Origin of the sequence: Haloferax sp. Atlit-10N, assembly GCF_003586325.1 — an archaeon.
Lineage (GTDB): Archaea > Halobacteriota > Halobacteria > Halobacteriales > Haloferacaceae > Haloferax > Haloferax prahovense.
Window position 1 is genome coordinate 1 of the sequence record NZ_PSYX01000071.1, and the last position, 714, is coordinate 714.

Below are 714 nucleotides of genomic sequence, written 5' to 3' on the forward strand. Positions count from 1 at the left end.
CCGGATATTCGTCGTGTACGAGCGCTTGGGATTGACCGCATCAATCGCGTCAAGTCGCTTGACGACGATGTCACTCAACTCGTCACGAGTCCGCCGCTCATACTCTAGTTCGGGGTCAAGTAGGTCGCCAAGGATTTTCTGCGAGAGCGTGTCCCGTCCATCATTCAAGTCCTCTTTGCGGAGTTCCGCATCCGCTTGCCAACTCTCCCGGCGCTGAAACACGACTTGGAACGCGAGCGGTTCGCGTGCATCATTCAGGTGGTCGATCAGCGACGCAAGCACAGCTCCCGGCTCGTCGACCGCTGGCAGCGTGCTCTCGTCGGGCGTCGCAGTCAGCGGTGTCAACGACGACATCCAATCCTGCTTCCGAACTGCCGACCCACACCACCGCACGCCCTGTGGTGAAACGGTGTCGACCGCGGGGCGGGCGAGAATCGTCCCGTCTGCGGCTACTGTCGGCTTCTCGACCGACGTGGGTGGAACCTCGTCTGCTAGCGAATCAGTCGTTTCGAGTTCGACAACTGTCTCTCCAATCGACACCAGTCCGTCCGCCGTTCTGCCGCCAACCTCGTCGGCAACGTCCGTCGGTGAACCCTCAGACTCGTGTACAGCGCTTTCGCCGCCGTCGGGCGTCGCATCCGCGTCGGCGTCGCCATCTGCAGCCGAATACTGTTCGTCGTCGGTGAACTCGTACTGCAGGTCACCCTGCTGGTA

General features: G+C 61.3%; 1 pseudogene. It reads right to left on the reverse strand.

From position 1 onward, the window contains the following. A pseudogene (locus tag C5B91_RS21220) lies at nt 1-714 on the reverse strand (conjugal transfer protein); the annotation flags it as partial.